The following is a 19,205-nucleotide window of genomic DNA, read 5'->3' as shown; positions in this document are numbered from 1 at the left end:
CGCGCCGCACGCGTGGGCCGGCGCAAAGCGCGGATCGGGATGAGGGTACGGGGCGAAGCCACGACCCCACTTGGTATGTCACTTGCGAAGACGCGTGGCGACGTGTTTGACGTCGCAGGCGGCGACAACGTCCGAGGCGCCCCTCATCCGGCGCTGCGCGCCACCTTACTCCCGAAGGGAGAAGGAACTGAAAGCCCCTCTCCCGGCGGGAGAGGGATTCAAGATCACCAACTCCACACCCATCCCCCGACTGCTTTAGAATCGACAGGCTAAACGCCGGATTTCGCCATGCCTTTTGTTGTCACCGAAAACTGCATCAAGTGCAAATACACCGACTGCGTCGAGGTCTGCCCGGTGGATTGCTTCCACGTCGGCCCGAACTTTCTGGTCATCGACCCGGACGAGTGCATTGACTGCACCCTGTGCGAGCCGGAATGCCCGGCCAACGCGATCTACCCGGAAGACGACGTGCCGGCTGGCCAGGAAGGTTTCGTTGCGCTCAACGCCGAGCTCGCCAAGGCCTGGCCGGTGCTGACCGTGCGCCAGGAACCACTGCCCGATGCCGCCGAGTGGGATGGCAAGCCGAACAAGCTGCCGCTGCTGCAGCGCTGAGGCCGCCGTCGGCGTACTCTGCCAGCCCCTCACCGCAAGCATTGCAAAAGAAAACGGGCGCCTCAGGCGCCCGTTTTGCTGTCCGGCCGTGCTGCAACCACTCAGCCGCCGAGCTTGCTCTTCAGCGAGGAGATCACCGCCACCGGCGCTGCCGCCGTGGCCGGCATGCCGCGCGGGTCCACCGCCGACACATAGCTGCCCGCGTCGACCTTGACCACGCGCACCAGGAAGCTGGAACCCTCGTAGCTCACGTCGTAGGAGCCGAGCATCTGCGCCTTGCTGGCGATGGTCAGGCCCGGAATATCGGCCAGCGCCGCGCCCACCTTGGCAAACACCTCGTCGCGCTCGCCCGGCACGGTGAAACCGCTGTTGGCGCTCGCCGACGGCGGCATGTTGCTGTTCTGCTGCGTGGTGGAGGCCAGGGTCGGCACCTTCATCGCACCGGAGGTGTCGGGCAGGTTCAGGTCCGGCGGCACTTCCAGCGGACGGGCTTCCGGCGCCAGCGCATAGTCACCGCGCGCGCCCTTGTGGAACCAGCTGCAACCGCTCGTGGCGGCGACAGTGGCGGTCGCCAGCAACGCAAGCGACAGCACGCGGACGGGGGAAACGGAATGACGCATCGATAGATCTCCTGGGTCAGGCCGCGAGCATTTCGCGGCTGGAAAGCGCTTCCAACGCAGCGGCGTCGGCGGCAAGGCGGTCGGCGGCAGGCTGGTGCGCCGCAGAAAGTGGCAGCAGCGGCAGGCGCAGGCCGTGCCCGATCCCGGCGCGCTGCAGCAGCGCCTTGACCGGGATGGGATTGGATTCGATCCCGCAGAAGCTGTGGTATTCGCTCAGGCGTGCGTCCCAGGCCAGGGCGGCCTCGCGCTGGCCGTTCCGCGCCAGATCGCACAGGCGCCGGTAGGCCGAGGGCAAGGCATTGGACGCCACCGAGACCAGGCCATCGGCGCCGGCCAGCATCGCCTGCGCTGCACTGCCGTCGTCGCCGCTGAGCATCACGAAGGAGGCACTGCGCAGCGCAACCAGCGCGGCCACGCGCTCGGATTCGCTGCGGGCTTCCTTGATGCCGACGATATTCGGATGCCACACCAGCTCGGCCACCGTCTCCGGCAGCAGGTCGCAACCGGTGCGGCCCGGCACGTTGTACAGCACCACCGGCAGCCCGCCCTGATCGGCAACCGCCTCAAAATGCGCTTTCAATCCGGCCTGGGTCGGGCGCACGTACGGCGGCGTCACCACCAGCGCGTACTGCGCGCCCAGCGCCGCGGCGCGCCGCGTCTGCGCGATGGTCTTGGCCGTGCCGGACAGGCCGGTACCGGCCAGCACCGGCACGCGGCCGGCCACCTGGGCCACCGCTGCGCGCAGCAGCGTGTCGTATTCGTCGTCGCTCAGGGCGGCCGCTTCGCCGGTGGAGCCGGCGACCACGACTCCCTGCACGCCACCGTGCAGCTGCTGCTCCAGCAGCCGCCGCCAGGCATCCAGGTCGAGTGCGCCATCGGGACCGAAGGGGGTTGCCAGCGCGGTGATGATGCCGGAAAGGGACAAGATTCTGCTGCTCTTACGTGACAGGAAAGGCCCGCGCGCACGCGGGTTGAAACCGCCTGCATGTTACTTGCGGCGCGAAAGCACGGGCAAGTATGCTGGTCACCGCCAGGGCGACTGCCCCGGCGGCCATTCAGCCTGATGCAATGCCGGAAGCCCCTTTGACCGACTCGACTCCCCGGCCTTCGCCGACCGAAAACCACCTCCTGATCAACGCCTACACGACGCATCCGGAGTCCCCCCTGTTGCCCGTCACCCGCCGCATCGCCGACAGCGGCTGCAATCTCGTGGACGCCCGCCTGGCCACGGTGGGGCGCGATGTCTCGGTCACCGCACTGGCCACCGGCTCCTGGGATTCGGTCGCCAAGCTCGAAGCCATGCTGACCCGGCTCGAACGCGAGGAAGGCCTGAAGCTGGTGTGGTACCGCACCGGGCCCAAGCAGGCGCAGTCCAACCTGCTGCCGTACATCGTCGAGGTGATCGCCGCCGACAAGCCCGGCATCCTGTTCCAGCTGGCCGACTTCTTCGACCGCCAGGGCATCACCATCGAAAACCTGCAGAGCACCCGTTACCGCGCGATGCAGACCGGCGCGGAGATGTTCTCGGCGCAGGTGACCATCGGCGTGCCGGCCAACATGCACATCGCCGCCTTGCGCGATGATTTCCTGGAATTCTGTGATCACCTCAATCTCGACGCGATCATGGACCCGATGAAGTTCTGAGGCAGGAGTTCTCCATGGCCATCGCGATGTCCGCGCTGAAACAGATGTTCGACCACATCCGCTCCGAGACCGACTGGAATCTGGACGGCCCGCTGCGCTGGGAATATTTCTTCGCCGACCCGGCGCAACAACCGCTGCAACAGCTCGCCGAACAGCTGACCAAGGACGGCTACCGCGTCATCGACATCTTCCTCGGCGAACGCGACGAAGACGATGGCGACGATGAAGAGTCGTACTTCCTGCATGTGGACAAGCGCGAACATCACACGCTGGAATCGCTGAATCAGCGCAATGCGCAGTTCGACGCGCTCGCCAACCGTTTCCATGTGGCTGCTTATGATGGGATGGACGTCGGGCCGGCCTGATCGGCCGCTGACCGCCTCTCCCCTTCAGGCCGAGCAACGATGACCGACGCTGCAACCGAACTTCCTGCCGCAACCCTCGACCTGCCGCTGGCCTTGTCCGGCGGCACCCAGACCAGCCTGCGCGACCAGGCCGGCAAGTGGCTGGTGATCTACTTCTATCCCAAGGACAGCACCCCCGGCTGCACCACCGAAGGCCTGGACTTCAACGCATTGCTGCCGCAGTTCAAGAAGGCCGGCGCCGCAGTGCTGGGCGTCTCGCGCGACTCGGTGAAGTCGCACGACAACTTCTGCGCCAAGCAGGGATTTGCCTTCCCGCTGGTCAGCGATGGCGACGAGGCCCTGTGCCGCGCCTTCGACGTGATCAAGGAAAAGAACATGTACGGCAAGCAGGTGCTCGGCATCGAGCGCAGCACCTTCCTGCTCTCGCCCGAGGGGCGCATCGTGCAGGAATGGCGCAAGGTCAAGGTGGCCGGCCATGCCGACGCCGTGCTGGCCGCGTTGAAGGCGCACGCCGAACAGTGACACCCCTCGCTTCCCGCGTCCTCCATCACCCTGCCCCGGCAGGCGTGATGGCTCGCCCCTGCTCCATCACTTGGAAGACCCAATGACCCGAGGCAAGCGCATCTACGTGCTGGACACCAACGTGCTGATGCACGATCCCACCGCGCTGTTCAAGTTCGAGGAACACGATGTGTTCCTGCCGATGCAGGTGATCGAGGAGCTGGACAACGCCAAAAAGGGCACCTCCGAAGTCAGCCGCAACGCGCGCCAGGTCAGCCGCTTCCTGGACGAACTGCTGGAAAACACCAATGCCGAGCAGATCCAGGCCGGCATCCTGCTGAGCCATCCGCAAGGCATCCAGCTCAAGGGCCAGGCCGCGATCGGCCGGCTGTATTTCCAGATCCACCCGATCGAGCCGGGCCGCACCTTCGGCGCGATGCTGCCGGACAACAAGATCCTGGCCTCGGTGCTGGCGCTGCGCGAAGAAAATCCGGACGTACCGGTCATCCTGGTGTCCAAGGACATCAACCTGCGCATCAAGGCTTATATCAGCGGCCTGGTCGCCGAGGACTACCAGAACGACCGCGCGCTGGACGATTTCAGCCTGCTGTTCACCGGTGCGATCGAACTGCCGGAGGATTTCTGGCAGAAGCACAACGAAGACCTGCGCAGCTGGAACGAGCGCGGCCGCACCCATTACGAGATCGTGCTGGCCGAGGACGAGGACTGGTATCCCAGTCAGTACCTGTACCTGCCGGGCGACGACGAGGTGGAACTGCGGGTGGCGCGGGTCGGCGGCGGCAAGGCCACGCTGTGCCTGGTCGACGACTTCCGCAACACCCAGCACGCGGTGTGGGGCATTGCGGCGCGTAACCGTGAGCAGAATTTTGCGCTCAATGCCTTGATGGATCCGGAGATCGACTTCGTCACCCTGCTCGGCACCGCGGGCACCGGCAAGACCTTGCTCGCGCTGGCTGCCGGCCTGGCCCAGACCATGGACCAGCAGCGCTACCGCGAAATCATCATGACCCGCGCCACGGTCAGCGTCGGCGAAGACATCGGCTTCCTGCCAGGCACCGAAGAAGAAAAGATGACCCCGTGGATGGGCGCACTGACCGACAACCTGGAAGTGCTCACCCACAACCAGGACGGCGGCGCCTGGGGGCGTGCGGCCACCAACGACCTGCTCGCCAGCCGCATCAAGATCCGCTCGATGAACTTCATGCGCGGGCGCACTTTTCTGTCGCGCTACCTGATCCTGGATGAGGCGCAGAACCTCACCCCCAAGCAGATGAAGACGCTGATCACCCGTGCCGGCCCCGGCACCAAGATCGTGTGCCTGGGCAACGTCGAACAAATCGACACGCCCTACCTCACCGAAACCACCTCCGGCCTGACCTACGCAGTGGACCGCTTCAAGGCCTGGCCGCACAGCGCGCATATCACGCTGCGCCGTGGCGAACGCTCGCGTCTGGCCGACTTCGCCTCGGAGGTGCTGTGATGCACAGGCTGCGCGGCGCGGCGGCACTCGCCGTGATGGCACTGGCCGGCTGCGCGACCGCGCCGCCGCCAGCGAGCGTGCCGACCAACCTCAAGAACGGGCAGTCCTGGGTCATCACCCGCCAGGGCATCGCCGAGCAGGTGCTGGACACCTGCTCGCGCGACAGCCCGGCGCGGCATCCGGGCCAGGTCACCGGCTACTGGACACCGAGCCAGCAGCAGATCGAACAGCTCGAATCCAGGCAGGATGCCTTGACGCCGACCATCCCCGAGCCGCGCGATTTCGATCGCCAGTACGTGGGCGTGGTGGTCCAGGGCCAGCAGCTGATCTACATCAACGCCTTCAAACTCCCGAACGATCCGCCGGTGAAACCGGCCAAGGAAGCGATCCGGGTGTGCGATGGCGGCAGTGCCTTCTGGGGGGCGCTGTACGATCCGCAAACCGGCGCGTTCTCGCAGATCGCCGTCAACGGTACGCCCTGACCGGCGATGGGAATCCTGCTGCCGCGCTGGGTCTGGATCGGCGCGGTGGCGTTGTCGGGCGTGGCCGGCATGGTCAACGTGGTCGGCTACCTGGGCTCCGAGCATCAGGTGGTCAGCCACCTCACCGGCACCACCAGCCTGCTCGGCGTGGCCCTGGTGCAGAACAGCGCACCGGAGATCGGCTTTCTCTGGGGCATCCTGATCGCGTTCTGCGCAGGCGCCATGCTCAGCGGCCTGATCATCCAGGACGATGTCCTGCGGCTGGGACAGCGCTACGGCGCGGCGCTGCTGCTCGAGGCGCTGCTGTTGCTGGCCGCAATCCCGCTGTTCAAGCTGCATCATGTCGGCGGCGCGCTGGTCGCCGCAGGCGCCTGCGGCCTGCAGAACGCCATGGCCACCACCCTCAGCGGCGCGGCGGTCCGCACCACCCATCTGAGCGGCATGTTCACCGACCTGGGCATCGGCCTGGGACATCTGCTGCGCGGGCGCCCGCTGCAGGTGCGCCGGCTCACGCTGAGCGGGCTGATCATCGGCGGCTTTCTCGGCGGCAGCATGCTCGGCACCTGGCTGTTCCAGCGCTGGCACTACGACGCGCTCTACCTGCCGGCCGGCCTCACCGGAGTGACCGGTGCCGGCTACGTTGGCTACCTGCAATGGCGTCGCTGGCGCACGCGCTGATCCGCACATCCGCCAGGCAGCAGTGCAGAATCCCCCCATGACCACGTCCAGCACGCTGTCCGCCCTGACCATCGCCGGCTCCGATTCCGGCGGTGGTGCCGGCATCCAGGCCGACCTCAAGACCTTTGCCGCGCACCGCGTGCACGGCTTGTCGGCGATCGCCGCATTGACCGCGCAGAACACCCGCGCCGTCACTGCCGTGCATATCCCCCCGGTCGCGTTTCTGCGGGCGCAGATCGATGCCTGCTTTGCGGACTTCGAGATTCAGGCGGTCAAGCTCGGCATGCTCGCCAACGCCGAGGTCATCCATTGCGTGGCCGATCTGCTCGACATCCACCGTCCATCGTTCGTGGTGCTCGACCCGGTGATGGTGTCCACCAGTGGCGCCCGCCTGCTCGAAGACGCCGCGCTGGAGGCCCTGCGCACGCGCCTGCTGCCGCTGGCCACGCTGGTCACACCCAATACGCCCGAAGCCGAACTGCTGACCGGCCGCCGTATCGACGGTAGCGATGCCGCCGAGCATGCCACCGCCGCCCTGCTCGACCTCGGCGCGCAGGCGGTGTTGCTCAAGGGTGGCCATCTGCTCGAAGGCGCGCGGGTGATCGATCGCTTCGATGACGGCGTCACCCAGGACGTGTTCTTGCATCCGCGCCTGCAGGTGGATGCGCACGGCACCGGCTGCAGCCTGTCGGCGGCCATTGCCGCACAGCTGTGCCAGGGCCTGTCGCTGCTCAACGCCTGTGAAGCGGCCATCGACTACATCGCGCGCGCCATCCGCCTCGGCCACAGTCCGGGGCATGGCGAGGTGCTGGTACTGGACCATTTCGGCGCCGCGCCCAGCCCATGAGCGCGCACGCCAGCACGCTCGCCGTGGCCGCCGCGGATGGACATGCCTGGCAGGTGCTGCGCCACGCACCGGCGCGGCCGATCGCCAGCCTGCTGTGGCTGCCGGCACTGGGCGGTGCCGCGCGGCACTACCAGCCGCGCGCTGCTCGACCTGCATGACCCGCAGCTGCCGTGCGTGCTGGGCGGTCATAGCCTGGGCGGCCAACTGGCTTGCTGCCATGCCGCGTTGCAGCCGGCCCGGATCGCACAGCTGTGGCTGGTCGCCAGCGGCTCGCCGTACTGGCGTAATTTTCCGGTACCGATGCGCTACGGCCTGCCGCTGATCTTCCGGCTGCTGCCATGGCTGGCACGCACGCAAGGCGTGCTGCACGGGCGAGCCCTCGGGTTTGGCGGCACCGAGGCGCGCAGCCTGATCGCCGATTGGGCGCAGGTCGGTCGCAGCAATCGCTATCGTGCGGCAGGCACGTCGTGGGATCTCGAGCAGGCGCTGGGCCAACTCGATCTGCCGATCAGCGCAGTGACCTTCGCACGCGACTGCTTCGGCCCGCCCTTCGCCTTGCAGGCCCTGCTGCAGAAAATGCCGCAGGCACATGCCGAACGTGTCGCCTTGGACGATGCGCAACTGGGCGCGCGCAGCGATCACTTCGCATGGATGAAGACGCCTGCCGCCGTGGCCGCCGCGCTGCAGCGGCGTCTTGGCGATGGGGGTGGCGACAAGCTAATGTCACAAAGGGATTGACGAGGACTCCGGGCATCCGCATAATTCCGCTCCTGACGATGCGCCCGTAGCTCAGTTGGATAGAGTACCTGGCTACGAACCAGGCGGTCGGGAGTTCGAATCTCTCCGGGCGCACCATCTTCAGAACAACAAGAGACAGCCTTCAACCGCTGTCTTTTTAGTTACAGGGGTCCGATCGCATCGCGACGGATCTGCAAGTCAGAAATGCAAGTCAAAACAAGATAATGCGCCCGTAGCTCAGTTGGATAGAGTACCTGGCTACGAACCAGGCGGTCGGGAGTTCGAATCTCTCCGGGCGCACCAATCTTGAAGAAAACGACCAGCTTGCTGGTCATTTTTTTGCCTGTCGTTCGAGTGCACGGCGTGGCTGCGCTGTTGCCACGCGGCGAACGCGACGCAGCAAGTGCCAAGATCAGCACCCGCGCCGCAGAACAGCGCCTCACTGCGGCGAGGCCATCGCACCCAGCACATCGGTCCGGGAAACCACCGCCACCGGCAGCAGCGAGGTCACCGGATGCCCGGCGTCGCGCCATGCATCCAGCCCACCCAGCAACGGCCGCACGTCGCGATATCCGCGCTCGCGCATCCGACCGGCCAACCACGCCGCCGACACCTCGTCCGGACACGCGCAATAAATCACCACACTGCGCTCGCGCGGCACGCTGGCCAGGATCTGCGCAAGCTGACGCTCGTCGGCAAACACCGCGCCGGGAATCGTGTACGGCTGCAGATCGCGATGGCCCGGCGCACGGATATCCAGCACCGTCGGCCGTAGCGCTTCGTCGCCATTCAGCAGCGGCACCAGCTCGTCCACCGCGATACGCGCGTGCTCCAGCGAGCGCAGCAAGGTCTGCCGCCGCCACCAGCGCCAGCCGACATAGCAGGCCAGCAGCGCCGCCAGCACCACCACCGCGCCGGACCCCAGCTCGGACAGGAACGCCAGCACGTCCTGCACCTGATCGGCGAACAGCGCCCCCAGGCTCAGGCCGGACAGCGCCCACAAGGCGGCGCCGAACGCGTCGTAGCGCAGAAACGCCAACCGTACCTGGCTGGCACCGGCCATCGGCACCGACACCATCGACAGGCCGGGCACGAACTTGGCCACCGCCAGCACGCGCACGCCCCAGCGCGAGAAGAATCGCTCGGTCTGCTTCATGCAGGTGTCGCGCGACAACGACAGGCGGCACAGCGACTGCAAGGTGCGGTTGCCGAAGCGGCGGCCGGCCAGATACCAGGCCAGATCACCCAGCAGGCTTGCCAGTACCGACACACCCCACGCCGCCAGGCCTGCCAGCCAGGCATCGCTGCCGCCCGCCAGCGCGTAGCCTGCGCCCACCAGCACCAACGTCGGCAGTGCCGGGACCGGCAGCCCGAGCGACAACGCCAGCACGTTGGCGAACACCAGTGCCAATCCGTACTGTTCGATCAAGCCTTGCATGCGGGGATCCTGCGCGACGGCAAGCGGGCATTATCCGCGCTTGCCTAGCCGCGCGACTGCCCGGCGGCAACGGAACGATACGTTTCGGCCAGCGACTGCGACCAGTGCTCGAACAGCCCCTCGCTACGCAACGCCTGGCGCCACCAGTTCAGGGCCTCGCCCTCCTCGCTCGGCCGCCACGCCAGGTAAAAGGTTTCATCGGCCTTGCGCGTCTCCACCGGCACCTCCTGCAAGCGACCATCCTGCAACGCACCGCGCGCGTACGGCTCGGGCAGGAAGCCATAGCCCACACCGGCCAGTTGCAGCAGCAGCTTGGTGTGCATGTCCGGTACCGTCAGCACATCGCGCCCGGACAACAGTCCCACGGTACGCGGCAGCAACCGCCGCGCCGAATCGGCCACCGCGATCGCGCGGTGGTCGGCCAGCTCGGCCGGCCCCAGCAAGCGGGCGCCCGCCAACGGATGGCCGGCCGCCACCGCAAACACGAACCGCACACTGCCGATCGGCTCGGCGACATAGCCGCCACCGCTTGGCCCCTCGCCTGCCGCCACGATCAGGTCCACCCGCCGGTCCAGCAAGGCCTCCCAACCGCCTGAAAGCGATTCGCTCAGGACCCGCAGCCGCGTGCTGTCGGCCACCTGGTAGAACGCCAGGATCTGCGCCTGCAGCAGTGCCGCAGGCAGGATCGCATCCAGCCCGATCGCAAAGTCCGATTCCCAGCCCGAGGCCACCCGCCGCACCCGCACTTCCAACTCCTGCGCCGCACGCAACAGGTGGCGGCCTTCGCGCAGCAGTTCGCGCCCGGCCTGGGTAGGGGTCGCCTTCGGCCCAAAGCGCTCGAACAGCTGCACGCCCAGATCCTCTTCCAGCTTGGCCACCGTGTAGGAGATGGTCGAGGGCACCTTGAACAACACCTTGGCAGCGGCGGCGAATGACCCACGGCGGTCGATCGCATCCAGAATCTGCAACGCTTCCAGGCTGATTTTCATTGTTCGATTTTTTCGATGATATTGGCCAAATCCACTCGCTTTTTCTTCGTCATGCAGAAGCGGAGACTACGCATCAAGCCGCTGGCACACCGATTCACATCCCGGCGCCAACTCGAATCTACCAAGAGAAGCAGCATGTTGAATGTCCGCAAGAGCGAAACCCGTGGCCGCGCCGAGCATGGTTGGCTGTCCTCGCGCCATACCTTTTCCTTCGCCAGCTACCACGACCCGCGCCACATGGGCATCGGCCCACTGCGGGTGATCAACGAAGACAAGGTGACCCCGGGCGAAGGCTTCGGCACCCACGCCCACCGCGACATGGAGATCATTTCCTACGTCCTGGGCGGCGCGCTGGAACACAAGGACAGCATGGGCACCGGGTCGGTCCTGCACTACGGCGACGTGCAGCGCATGAGCGCCGGCAGCGGCGTCACCCACAGCGAGTTCAATCATTCGGCCAGCGAGCCGGTGCACTTCCTGCAGATCTGGGTGATGCCCGAACGCGCCGGGATCGAGCCGAGCTACGAAGAAAAGCACTTCGACACCGACAGCAAGCGCAACCAGCTGCGCCTGATCGCCTCGCCGGGCGGTGACGATGGCTCGCTGCGCCTGCATCAGGATGCACGGCTGTATGCGTCGATTCTCGATGGCGACGTCCGCCTGCAGCAACCGCTGGCTGAAGGCCGCATCGGCTATGTGCAAGTGGCCCGCGGCAGCCTCACCGTCAACGGGCAGGTGTTGTCTGCCGGCGATGCGGCGCAGGTCATCGGCGAGCCGCAGATCGTCCTGGCCGACGCACGCGATGCCGAAGTGCTGGTATTCGATCTGCCCAAGTAACCGGACACACGCGCCCCCCCCCTCGCCGACAGCTGGGGGAAGCAGAGAACGAGCGGCGCCTTGCTTCGGCGGGGCGCCGTCTTCTTGTCTTGCGCAGGCACCGGCCTGCCTGGCCGTTTGCGGTTGCGCTGACCTGCGGCCATCGCCCACGCCCGGCATTGGCGGTGGCGATGCGGCGACCACGTGAGCTGGATGTACCGGGAAGGCGACCGATCGCCCACGTCCCGCAGGCAGGCCGAGCGGATGGAGTGAAGCCTCGATTCGTCCATGCCGGCTTTCAGGCCATTGGCCTGTCTTTGCGCAGTGCTCCGGCGCCGTGTCGGTGACGCGACACCAAGACCGAGGCCGCTCAGCGTCATGCAGCCTGCGGGGGGACCCGCTGCGCGGCGGCATCCGCACTGGCGACTTGCGGCACGGCGCCCTCGGCATCGCCGTTGACCAGCGCGAACAACGCATCGGCATCGGCCTCCAGCACGCGCGCCGAACGCGCCAGGTCATCCACCATCTGCGCCTGGTCACGCGCCTGCACGCCGATCGATTGCAAGGCAGTGTTGGCGGTGGAAATATCCTGCGCCTGCTCATGGCTGGCAGCGGCAATCTGTTCCACCGTCGCGGTGACGCGCAGCACCGATGTCACCAGATCCTGCATCACCACACCGGCCTGCTCGGCCAGCCGCGTTCCATCGCCCACCTGGTCGGTCGCATTGTCGATCAACGAGCGGATCTCCCTGGCCGACACGCTGCAGCGCTGCGCCAGGCTGCGCACTTCGGTGGCCACGACCGCAAACCCACGCCCCTGTTCGCCGGCACGCGCGGCCTCCACGGCTGCGTTGAGCGCCAGGATATTGGTCTGGAAGGCGATGCCGTCGATGACCTCGATGATCTGCCCGATCCGGTCGGTGGCCGAACGTATGCCGGCGGTGGTCTGCACCACTGCGGCGATGACATCGGCACCGCGCCGCGCCACTGCTGCAGACTCTTCGGCCATACGCTGCGCCGAGCCGGCGTTCTCGGAGTTGGTGCGCACAGTGGCGGCCAGCTGATCGATGGTGCTGGAGGTCTGCGCCACTGCGCCGGACTGCGCAGAAACGCGCTTGACCAGTTCCTGGTTACTGACGGAAATATGGTGCGATTCGCGTTGCACGTTCTGCGCAATGCTCATGGTCTGCCGCATGAGGTCGCGCATGCGCTCGGCCGAGCGCACCTGATCGGTCACATCGGTAGCGTACTTGACCACCTTGTACGGCCGCCCGGAGACATCCAGGATGGGGTTATAGGACGCCTGGATCCACACCGGGCTGCCATCCTTGCGCAGGCGGCGGTAACGCCCGGCGTCGAACTGGCCACGCGCCAGTTTCGCCCAGAAATGCCGGTAGTCCTCCGACGCGCGAAAGGCCGCATCGACGAAGATCCCATGATGCTGGCCGATCGCCTCCTCCGGCGTATAGCCCAGGATCGCCAGGAAGTTGTCGTTGGCAGTCAGCACCCGGCCCGCCAGATCGAACTCGATCACCCCCATCACCTTGTCGATGGCCTGGATGCGACCATCCGCATCGGCCGATTCGATCACCTGGCGGGTCACGTCGGTGGCGTACTTGACCACCTTGTATGGCCGCCCGTGCTCGTCGAGCACCGGGTTGTAGGAGGCCTGGATCCAGACGTCCTGGCCATTCTTGCCGACGCGCTTGTAGCGGCCGGCGTCGAACGCACCGCGCCCGAGCGATTCCCAGAACGCGTGATACGCCACCGACTGACGCGTGGCCGCATCCACGAACATGCCATGGTGCTTGCCGCGGATCTCGTCCAGCCGGTACCCCATGACCTGCAGGAAATTCTGGTTGGCATCGAGCACCGTGCCATCGAGCGAGAACTCGATCACGGCCATCACCTTGTCGATCGCGTCGATCCGCCCCTCGAAATCGGCGGTCTGGCGCACCTGCTCGGTGATGTCGGTGGCGTACTTCACCACGCGATACGCCTTGCCCGAACGATCGAGCAAGGGATTGTAGGAGGCATTGATCCAGACCTCGCGGCCACGCTTGTCCACCCGGCAGAAGCGCCCGGCATTGAAGTCCCCGCGGCGCAACGCATCCCAGAACTGGCGATAGCTTTCGCTGTCGCAGTCGTTTGGGGTGACGAACATTCGGTGATGCTGGCCGACCACCTCCTCCAGCCGGTATCCCATCAACGAAAGGAAGTTCTGGTTCGCATCCAGGATGCGGCCATCCAGATCGAATTCGATCACCGCCATCACCCGGTCTACCGCATTGGCCTTGTGCTGCAGGCCGCGACTCGAGGAAGAGAACAGGCGTCCAAGCAGCGGTAGGCGCATCGCGTCGAAATCCGAGATATGGGTTACGTCGTTAGCGACACATGTGCGCACAACTTGATACCTGTTCGCCCGCGGTATCACCGAGCGAATCAGATGCCGGAACCTTCAACCGAGCCGAACCACTCAGTGCTCCAGGCGATGAGTGCAGCGACAGCGAAGGGAGAAGCGAACACGCAAGTCACCAGACGGTGGCCATGAACGACAACGCCGGCAGCAGGGTCATGGGCATGGAGCAATTACCCCGCCTTCAAACGTCGCTTGAGCGACTGCAGCCACAGAAGCAACGATGGCACCAGTCACCCTGCTGTGCAGGCCAAGCGAAGCTCGCAATGTCGACGCTTCCTGACGGGCGCGAGTACGACCCTATGCTCCGCCGTTGTTCGTGGCTCCCGCTCGTCGCTTGTTGCCTGAGTGCTGAGTGCTGAGTGCTCAAATCGACATCGAACATCGAACACAAAAAAACGCCCGCAAATCAATCATTTGCGGGCGTATAGAACACTGGCGGAGCGAGAGGGATTCGAACCCTCGATAGAGCTTTTGACCCTATACTCCCTTAGCAGGGGAGCCCCTTCAGCCACTCGGGCATCGCTCCAGTTTTTGCGTCCTGCCGCGATGTCCGTGGCAGGCCGCGAAGAATACCGGGTAAGAGGGGCTAACGTAAACCCTTTATGACGATCAATTCGAAGAATCGTCGCCGTGATACGCGCCAGAAGCCACCGGCTCGTCCCCACGCTGGATGCGCTGGTAAATTTCTTCGCGGTGCACAGCAACATCCTTCGGTGCGGTGATGCCAATACGCACCTGATTACCCTTGACGCCGAGCACGGTAACAGTGACCGAGTCGCCGATCATCAAGGTTTCGCCTACCCGGCGAGTGAGGATCAACATTTTGCAAATCTCCTGGAACCGGTGGGTTTCCCACCAGCATCGACGGCCTCCTGAGTGAGACGCGCCCTAGGTAAAGGGAATAGACCAGAAATGGTAGCGGGACATCCTGCTAGCCAGCAAGGCATAGCAGGACAAGTGTTCAGCCCAAGTGTTGCTTGACCCAGGAGGACACACCGTCGAGAGCGGTCGCAAGGGCGGGCCCGTCCTCGCCACCACCCTGGGCGAGATCCGGACGGCCACCGCCCTTGCCCCCGATCTGACTGGCGATATGGCCGAGGAGTTCCCCTGCCTTCACCTTGCCAGTTGGGCTCCCGTTCACGCCGGCGACCAGGGCGACCTTGCCCGCCGATGCACCGGCCAGCACGATCACCGAGTCGCCCAGCTGCTGCTTCAGGCGGTCCATCGCTTCGCGCAAGGCCTTTGCATCGAATCCTTCCAGACGCACGGCGATGACCTTGACCCCGGCCACATCGACGGCACCGGCGCCGAGATCGGCAGTCGCGCCAGAGGCCAGCTTGGCCTTCAGCGATTCCAGCTCACGCTCCAGGCGTTTCTGACGCTCGGTCAGCGCACGCACCTTGTCGACGACTTCGCCGGCATTGCCGCCCAGCAGGCCGGCTGCCTCGGACAAACGCCGCTCCTGGTCGGCAACGTACTCCAGTGCCCCCTGCCCGGTCACCGCTTCGATGCGACGCACGCCCGAAGACACGCCGCCTTCGGAAGTGATCTTGAACAGACCGATGTCGCCGGTGCGGCTCACATGCGTGCCGCCACACAGCTCGGTCGAATAACCACCCATTTTCAGCACGCGCACGCGCTCACCGTACTTCTCGCCGAACAGTGCCATTGCACCGAAATCCAGCGCTTCCTGCATGGCCATGTTGTGCACTTCGACGCTGTGGTTGGTGCGCACCTCGGCATTGACCTTGCGTTCGATCACCGCCAGTTCGTCGGCCGTGATCGGCTGGAAATGCGAGAAATCGAAACGCAGCCGGTCCGGCGCCACCAACGAGCCCTTCTGCTGCACATGCGTGCCAAGCACCTCGCGCAACGCGGCATGCAGCAGGTGCGTGGCCGAGTGGTTGAGGATGGTCTTGCCGCGGCGCTGTAAATCGATGCCCCCCGCCAGCACATCGCCCAGCGCAAGCGTGCCTTCGGTGATGCGCCCCACGTGACCGTGGAACTGGCCGGCGAACTTCTGGGTGTCAGTGACGTCGATCGACACATCGGTGTTGCTCAATTGCCCGCTGTCGCCGACCTGACCGCCGGACTCGGCGTAGAACGGCGTGCGATCGGTGAACACGATGACCTCGTCGCCGGCCTCGGCACGCTCGACCGGGCGGCCCTGCTTGAGCAGCGCAACGACCTTGAGGGCATCGGCATCATGCGCCTCGTAGCCCAGGAACACGGTCGGCGACATGGTGGCGACCAGGTCGGCCGGCAACGCAACGCCGCCACCGAACTTGCCTGCGGCACGTGCGGTTTCACGCTGGCGCTCCATGGCGAATTCGAAGCCTTCCATGTCCACGCGCAAACCGCGCTCGCGCGCGATGTCCGATGTCAGATCGACCGGGAACCCGTAGGTATCGAACAGACGGAATGCATCCTCGCCGGGGATGACGTCCCGCGACCGCGCCGCCACGTCGTCGAAGATCTTCATGCCGGCGTCCAGCGTCTCGGCAAAGCGCTCTTCTTCGGCCAGCAATGCACGCGCCACGGTCTCTTTCGCAACCGCCAGCTCTGGATAAGCTTCGCCCATCAGTTCGACCAGGGTGGGCACCATCTTGCTGAAGAACGGCTGGCGCACGCCCAGCATCCAGCCATGCCGCAGCGCACGCCGGATGATCCGGCGCAGCACATAGCCTCGCCCTTCGTTGGATGGCAGCACGCCATCGACGATCAGGAACGAACAGGCGCGGATGTGATCGGCGATGACCCGCAACGACTTGTTTTCCAGATCGCTGACGCCGGTCAGCGCGCTGGCCTTGCCGATCAGGGTCTGGAACAGGTCGATGTCGTAGTTGGTATGGACATGCTGCAGGATCGCGGCCAGCCGCTCCAGCCCCATGCCGGTATCCACGCACGGCGCCGGCAACGGCACCAGGGTGCCGTCGGGCTGGCGATCGAACTGCATGAAGACCAGGTTCCAGATTTCGATGAAACGGTCACCATCTTCGTCCGGAGAGCCCGGCGGGCCACCGGCGATATGGTCGCCATGATCGAAGAAGATCTCGGTGCAGGGGCCGCAGGGGCCGGTATCGGCCATCTGCCAGAAGTTATCCGAGGCGTACGGCGCGCCCTTGTTGTCGCCGATGCGCACGATGCGGCTTTCGGGAATGCCAATCATGTCGCGCCACAGCGCGAAAGCTTCTTCGTCGGTGTGATAGACGGTGACCAGCAGGCGGTCGGCAGGCAGCTTCCAGACCTGGGTCAGCAGCTCCCAGGCCCAGGCGATGGCGTCCTTCTTGAAGTAATCGCCGAACGACCAGTTGCCCAGCATCTCGAAGAAGGTGTGGTGACGTGCGGTATAACCCACCGAATCCAGGTCGTTGTGCTTACCGCCGGCACGCAGGCAGCGCTGCACGTCCGCGGCCCGCACATAGCTGCGCTTCTCGGCGCCAAGAAAGACGTCCTTGAACTGGACCATGCCGGAATTGGTGAACAGCAGGGTCGGGTCGTTGCCCGGGACAAGCGGTGCGGACGGCACGATGGTGTGACCCTTGCCTTCGAAAAACGCAAGGAAGTCGCTACGGATCTGGGAAGTGCTGAATTTGGCAGGTGCGTTCATGTGCTGGCATTGGGCGGGCGGCAGTCCCGGTCACCCAATGACATGTGGGCGCAGAGGAGCGGAACAACCTGAAACCACGAAGGGTAGCAGGCCTGACGCCCTCAGTCCTCAAGGTCGAAGCGCGTGGCGCTGCGAATGCTGTTGCTGTCGAAACCCCGCCGGGCCAGCAGATCGGCGGCCTTGCGCCGCTGAGGCAGATCCACCGGCCCCTGTTCGCCGAACCGACGGCGGACCAGGTCGCGCGCATTTTCGGTCCAATCGCCTTCGAACGTCGCCATCGCTGCGCTGATGGCCTCGCTGTCCAGACCGTGGGTACCGAGTTCTGCACGGATGTGCAACGGACCATAGCCCGAACTGGCCCTGTTTCGCACGACCGAGGCGGCAAAGCGTGTGTCGTCTTGCCAGCCCTCGCCCGCCAGGCGTTCAACGGCCGCCTGCGCGGCGCCCGGCTCGATCCCACGCGCCAGCAGCTTGCGATTCAATTCCTTGCGCGAGTGCTCGCGCCGCACCAGTAACCCCAATGCGCGTTGGACCGGCGTCTGCTCCTTGAACCGGCGGCCCCGCTTGGGAGCGGGCTCTTGCTCGTCCATCGTGACGTGCCCCTCGATTTATGCATCAATGCGCCGTCCCTGGCGCCTGCCCTCCTGGCCCTCGATAGATCTACCGCGAGACGCGACGGCACTGACTCCGCCGTTCCCGCGATAGAAAAACCTGAAACGACATCAACGAATCGCATCCGACGGAAGCAGAGCAGCTGAGGCCGCCACACCTTCCAGGAGAACAACGCGTTGCAGCATCCCGGTCGCGCCAGACGTCGCCAGCGTGCCCGGCCACCAAGACCGCTTATTCCTTCTCGGCGTCTTCGCCTTCTTCGCGCGGCGCCTCGGCGGGCTGGAACTTCTCGCGCAGCTCGGCCTCGAGCTTGGCCGCCACCTGCGGGTTGTCACGCAGGTAGCCACGCGCGTTGTCCTTGCCCTGGCCGATACGCTCGTCGCCGTAGCTGTACCAGGCACCTGCCTTGTCCACCAGCTTGGCTTCCACGCCCATATCGATCAGCTCGCCCTCGCGACTGATGCCTTCGCCGTAGAGGATTTCGGTGACGACCTGCTTGAACGGAGGTGCCAGCTTGTTCTTGACCACCTTGATCTTGGTCTGGTTGCCGATGATCTCATCGCCCTTCTTGATCGCGCCGATGCGGCGGATATCCAGGCGGACCGAGGCATAGAACTTCAGGGCATTGCCGCCGGTGGTCACTTCCGGGCTCTGGCCCGGCATCATGACGCCGATCTTCATGCGCAGCTGATTGATGAACACCACCAGCGTATTGGAGCGCTTGATATTGCCGGTGAGCTTGCGCAGCGCCTGGCTCATCAGGCGGGCCTGCAAACCCGGCAGCTGGTCGCCCATCTCGCCTTCAATTTCCGCCTTCGGCGTCAGCGCGGCCACCGAGTCGACCACCACGATATCGACCGAGCCCGAGCGCACCAACATGTCGGCGATTTCCAGCGCCTGCTCACCGGTATCCGGCTGCGACAGCAGCAGATCGTCGACATTGACACCCAGCTTGGCGGCATAGATGGGATCCAGCGCGTGCTCGGCGTCGATGAAGGCCGCAGTGCCGCCCTTCTTCTGGCATTCGGCAATCGCCTGCAGGGTCAGGGTGGTCTTGCCCGAGGATTCCGGGCCGTAGATTTCCACTACGCGGCCCTTCGGCAGACCGCCGATCCCCAGTGCGATGTCCAACATCAGCGAGCCGGTCGGAATGATTTCGACCGCCTCGATCACGCGGTCGCCCATGCGCATGACCGAGCCTTTGCCGAATTGCTTTTCGATCTGGCTCAGTGCAGCGGAAAGGGCGCGCTTCTTGTTCTCATCCATCGGGGTGATCCTTGTCAGTGAGTTCGGGGTGGAGCCAATGTAGCGGCGGTGTATCGCACAGGCTGAG

Annotated in this window: 18 protein-coding genes, 3 tRNA genes and 1 pseudogene; 12 read left to right on the top strand and 10 right to left on the bottom strand. The window is 65.4% G+C overall.

What is annotated here, in order from left to right:
* The first annotated feature begins 288 nt into the window (after positions 1–288).
* The gene (gene fdxA, locus XCSCFBP4642_RS0109705) at positions 289–612 is read left to right on the top strand and encodes a ferredoxin FdxA (RefSeq protein ID WP_006453280.1); all 324 of its coding nucleotides are present in this window, start codon (positions 289–291) and stop codon (positions 610–612) included.
* A 101-nt stretch (positions 613–713) separates the two neighbouring features.
* Here fdxA and XCSCFBP4642_RS0109700 read toward each other — a convergent pair whose 3' ends face one another.
* Complete coding sequence (locus XCSCFBP4642_RS0109700; protein WP_029219608.1) at positions 714–1,232, bottom strand: hypothetical protein; 519 nt, start codon at positions 1,230–1,232, stop codon at positions 714–716.
* Between the two features lie 16 nt (positions 1,233–1,248).
* Positions 1,249–2,157: a 4-hydroxy-tetrahydrodipicolinate synthase gene (gene dapA, locus XCSCFBP4642_RS24500; RefSeq protein ID WP_033898210.1), complete on the bottom strand. Its 909-nt coding sequence runs from the start codon at positions 2,155–2,157 to the stop codon at positions 1,249–1,251.
* Between the two features lie 92 nt (positions 2,158–2,249).
* On the opposite strand from dapA, the gene XCSCFBP4642_RS0109690 reads away from it, so the two are divergent.
* From XCSCFBP4642_RS0109690 to XCSCFBP4642_RS0109645, 10 genes and pseudogenes are all read left to right on the top strand, one after another.
* Complete coding sequence (locus tag XCSCFBP4642_RS0109690) at positions 2,250–2,876, top strand: glycine cleavage system transcriptional repressor (protein WP_029219607.1); 627 nt, start codon at positions 2,250–2,252, stop codon at positions 2,874–2,876.
* Between the two features lie 14 nt (positions 2,877–2,890).
* On the top strand, positions 2,891–3,241 hold the full coding sequence (locus XCSCFBP4642_RS0109685) for a ribonuclease E inhibitor RraB (protein WP_029219606.1): 351 nt from the start codon (positions 2,891–2,893) through the stop codon (positions 3,239–3,241).
* Positions 3,242–3,280: 39 nt separating this feature from the next.
* A complete protein-coding gene (locus XCSCFBP4642_RS0109680) occupies positions 3,281–3,763 on the top strand; it encodes a peroxiredoxin (RefSeq protein WP_029219605.1) in 483 nt (160 codons plus the stop codon).
* Positions 3,764–3,845: 82 nt separating this feature from the next.
* Positions 3,846–5,243, top strand: coding sequence for a PhoH family protein (locus XCSCFBP4642_RS0109675; protein WP_029219604.1), 1,398 nt, complete (start codon positions 3,846–3,848; stop codon positions 5,241–5,243).
* A complete protein-coding gene (locus XCSCFBP4642_RS0109670; RefSeq protein WP_016904786.1) occupies positions 5,243–5,725 on the top strand; it encodes a hypothetical protein in 483 nt (160 codons plus the stop codon). The genes XCSCFBP4642_RS0109675 and XCSCFBP4642_RS0109670 overlap by 1 nt, the downstream gene beginning before the upstream one ends.
* A 6-nt stretch (positions 5,726–5,731) precedes the next feature.
* Positions 5,732–6,403 carry a YoaK family protein gene (locus XCSCFBP4642_RS0109665; RefSeq protein WP_029219603.1) on the top strand — a complete coding sequence of 224 codons (672 nt, stop codon included), beginning with the start codon at positions 5,732–5,734 and terminating at the stop codon, positions 6,401–6,403.
* Positions 6,404–6,440: 37 nt separating this feature from the next.
* Positions 6,441–7,250 carry a bifunctional hydroxymethylpyrimidine kinase/phosphomethylpyrimidine kinase gene (gene thiD / locus XCSCFBP4642_RS0109660; protein ID WP_029219602.1) on the top strand — a complete coding sequence of 270 codons (810 nt, stop codon included), beginning with the start codon at positions 6,441–6,443 and terminating at the stop codon, positions 7,248–7,250.
* A pseudogene (locus XCSCFBP4642_RS29985) lies at positions 7,247–7,988 on the top strand (alpha/beta fold hydrolase). Before thiD ends, XCSCFBP4642_RS29985 begins: the two are co-directional and overlap by 4 nt.
* 40 nt (positions 7,989–8,028) lie before the next feature.
* Positions 8,029–8,105 (top strand) — tRNA-Arg (locus XCSCFBP4642_RS0109650).
* Positions 8,106–8,214: 109 nt separating this feature from the next.
* A tRNA-Arg gene (locus XCSCFBP4642_RS0109645) sits at positions 8,215–8,291 on the top strand.
* A 136-nt stretch (positions 8,292–8,427) separates the two neighbouring features.
* Here XCSCFBP4642_RS0109645 and XCSCFBP4642_RS0109640 read toward each other — a convergent pair.
* Both XCSCFBP4642_RS0109640 and XCSCFBP4642_RS0109635 read right to left on the bottom strand, forming a co-directional pair.
* On the bottom strand, positions 8,428–9,426 hold the full coding sequence (locus XCSCFBP4642_RS0109640; protein ID WP_029219601.1) for a DedA family protein/thiosulfate sulfurtransferase GlpE: 999 nt from the start codon (positions 9,424–9,426) through the stop codon (positions 8,428–8,430).
* A gap of 44 nt (positions 9,427–9,470) precedes the next feature.
* A complete protein-coding gene (locus tag XCSCFBP4642_RS0109635; RefSeq protein ID WP_029219600.1) occupies positions 9,471–10,415 on the bottom strand; it encodes a LysR family transcriptional regulator in 945 nt (314 codons plus the stop codon).
* A gap of 135 nt (positions 10,416–10,550) precedes the next feature.
* Between XCSCFBP4642_RS0109635 and XCSCFBP4642_RS0109630 the strand changes: the two genes are divergently transcribed.
* Positions 10,551–11,252 carry a pirin family protein gene (locus XCSCFBP4642_RS0109630; RefSeq protein ID WP_029219599.1) on the top strand — a complete coding sequence of 234 codons (702 nt, stop codon included), beginning with the start codon at positions 10,551–10,553 and terminating at the stop codon, positions 11,250–11,252.
* 355 nt (positions 11,253–11,607) lie between these two features.
* Here XCSCFBP4642_RS0109630 and XCSCFBP4642_RS24490 read toward each other — a convergent pair whose 3' ends face one another.
* From XCSCFBP4642_RS24490 to recA, 6 genes are all read right to left on the bottom strand, one after another.
* On the bottom strand, positions 11,608–13,560 hold the full coding sequence (locus XCSCFBP4642_RS24490; RefSeq protein WP_033899056.1) for a methyl-accepting chemotaxis protein: 1,953 nt from the start codon (positions 13,558–13,560) through the stop codon (positions 11,608–11,610).
* A gap of 523 nt (positions 13,561–14,083) precedes the next feature.
* Positions 14,084–14,176 (bottom strand) — tRNA-Ser (locus XCSCFBP4642_RS0109620).
* A gap of 83 nt (positions 14,177–14,259) precedes the next feature.
* Positions 14,260–14,472: a carbon storage regulator CsrA gene (gene csrA, locus XCSCFBP4642_RS0109615; protein WP_029219598.1), complete on the bottom strand. Its 213-nt coding sequence runs from the start codon at positions 14,470–14,472 to the stop codon at positions 14,260–14,262.
* A 139-nt stretch (positions 14,473–14,611) separates the two neighbouring features.
* On the bottom strand, positions 14,612–17,260 hold the full coding sequence (gene alaS, locus XCSCFBP4642_RS0109610) for an alanine--tRNA ligase (protein WP_029219597.1): 2,649 nt from the start codon (positions 17,258–17,260) through the stop codon (positions 14,612–14,614).
* A 101-nt stretch (positions 17,261–17,361) separates the two neighbouring features.
* A complete protein-coding gene (recX, locus tag XCSCFBP4642_RS0109605; protein ID WP_029219596.1) occupies positions 17,362–17,850 on the bottom strand; it encodes a recombination regulator RecX in 489 nt (162 codons plus the stop codon).
* A 253-nt stretch (positions 17,851–18,103) separates the two neighbouring features.
* Positions 18,104–19,138, bottom strand: coding sequence for a recombinase RecA (gene recA / locus XCSCFBP4642_RS0109600; RefSeq protein WP_029219595.1), 1,035 nt, complete (start codon positions 19,136–19,138; stop codon positions 18,104–18,106).
* Positions 19,139–19,205 lie beyond the last annotated feature (67 nt).

The organism is Xanthomonas cassavae CFBP 4642, from assembly GCF_000454545.1.
Classification (GTDB): Bacteria; Pseudomonadota; Gammaproteobacteria; order Xanthomonadales; family Xanthomonadaceae; genus Xanthomonas; species Xanthomonas cassavae.
Note: the sequence above shows the minus strand (reverse complement) of the source record. Positions and strands in the feature narration are given on the sequence as shown.

Bases quoted from the DNA above. Each gene is read 5' to 3' on its own strand.
- XCSCFBP4642_RS0109685 (WP_029219606.1), top strand. From the start codon at position 2,891: ATGGCCATCGCGATGTCCGCGCTGAAACAGATGTTCGACCACATCCGC.
- XCSCFBP4642_RS0109700 (WP_029219608.1), bottom strand. From the start codon at position 1,232: ATGCGTCATTCCGTTTCCCCCGTCCGCGTGCTGTCGCTTGCGTTGCTG.
- recX (WP_029219596.1), bottom strand. From the start codon at position 17,850: ATGGACGAGCAAGAGCCCGCTCCCAAGCGGGGCCGCCGGTTCAAGGAG.
- csrA (WP_029219598.1), bottom strand. From the start codon at position 14,472: ATGTTGATCCTCACTCGCCGGGTAGGCGAAACCTTGATGATCGGCGAC.
- fdxA (WP_006453280.1), top strand. From the start codon at position 289: ATGCCTTTTGTTGTCACCGAAAACTGCATCAAGTGCAAATACACCGAC.
- XCSCFBP4642_RS0109675 (WP_029219604.1), top strand. From the start codon at position 3,846: ATGACCCGAGGCAAGCGCATCTACGTGCTGGACACCAACGTGCTGATG.
- alaS (WP_029219597.1), bottom strand. From the start codon at position 17,260: ATGAACGCACCTGCCAAATTCAGCACTTCCCAGATCCGTAGCGACTTC.
- XCSCFBP4642_RS0109690 (WP_029219607.1), top strand. From the start codon at position 2,250: ATGCTGGTCACCGCCAGGGCGACTGCCCCGGCGGCCATTCAGCCTGAT.
- XCSCFBP4642_RS0109680 (WP_029219605.1), top strand. From the start codon at position 3,281: ATGACCGACGCTGCAACCGAACTTCCTGCCGCAACCCTCGACCTGCCG.
- XCSCFBP4642_RS0109665 (WP_029219603.1), top strand. From the start codon at position 5,732: ATGGGAATCCTGCTGCCGCGCTGGGTCTGGATCGGCGCGGTGGCGTTG.
- thiD (WP_029219602.1), top strand. From the start codon at position 6,441: ATGACCACGTCCAGCACGCTGTCCGCCCTGACCATCGCCGGCTCCGAT.
- XCSCFBP4642_RS0109640 (WP_029219601.1), bottom strand. From the start codon at position 9,426: ATGCAAGGCTTGATCGAACAGTACGGATTGGCACTGGTGTTCGCCAAC.
- XCSCFBP4642_RS0109670 (WP_016904786.1), top strand. From the start codon at position 5,243: ATGCACAGGCTGCGCGGCGCGGCGGCACTCGCCGTGATGGCACTGGCC.
- XCSCFBP4642_RS0109630 (WP_029219599.1), top strand. From the start codon at position 10,551: ATGTTGAATGTCCGCAAGAGCGAAACCCGTGGCCGCGCCGAGCATGGT.
- XCSCFBP4642_RS0109635 (WP_029219600.1), bottom strand. From the start codon at position 10,415: ATGAAAATCAGCCTGGAAGCGTTGCAGATTCTGGATGCGATCGACCGC.
- recA (WP_029219595.1), bottom strand. From the start codon at position 19,138: ATGGATGAGAACAAGAAGCGCGCCCTTTCCGCTGCACTGAGCCAGATC.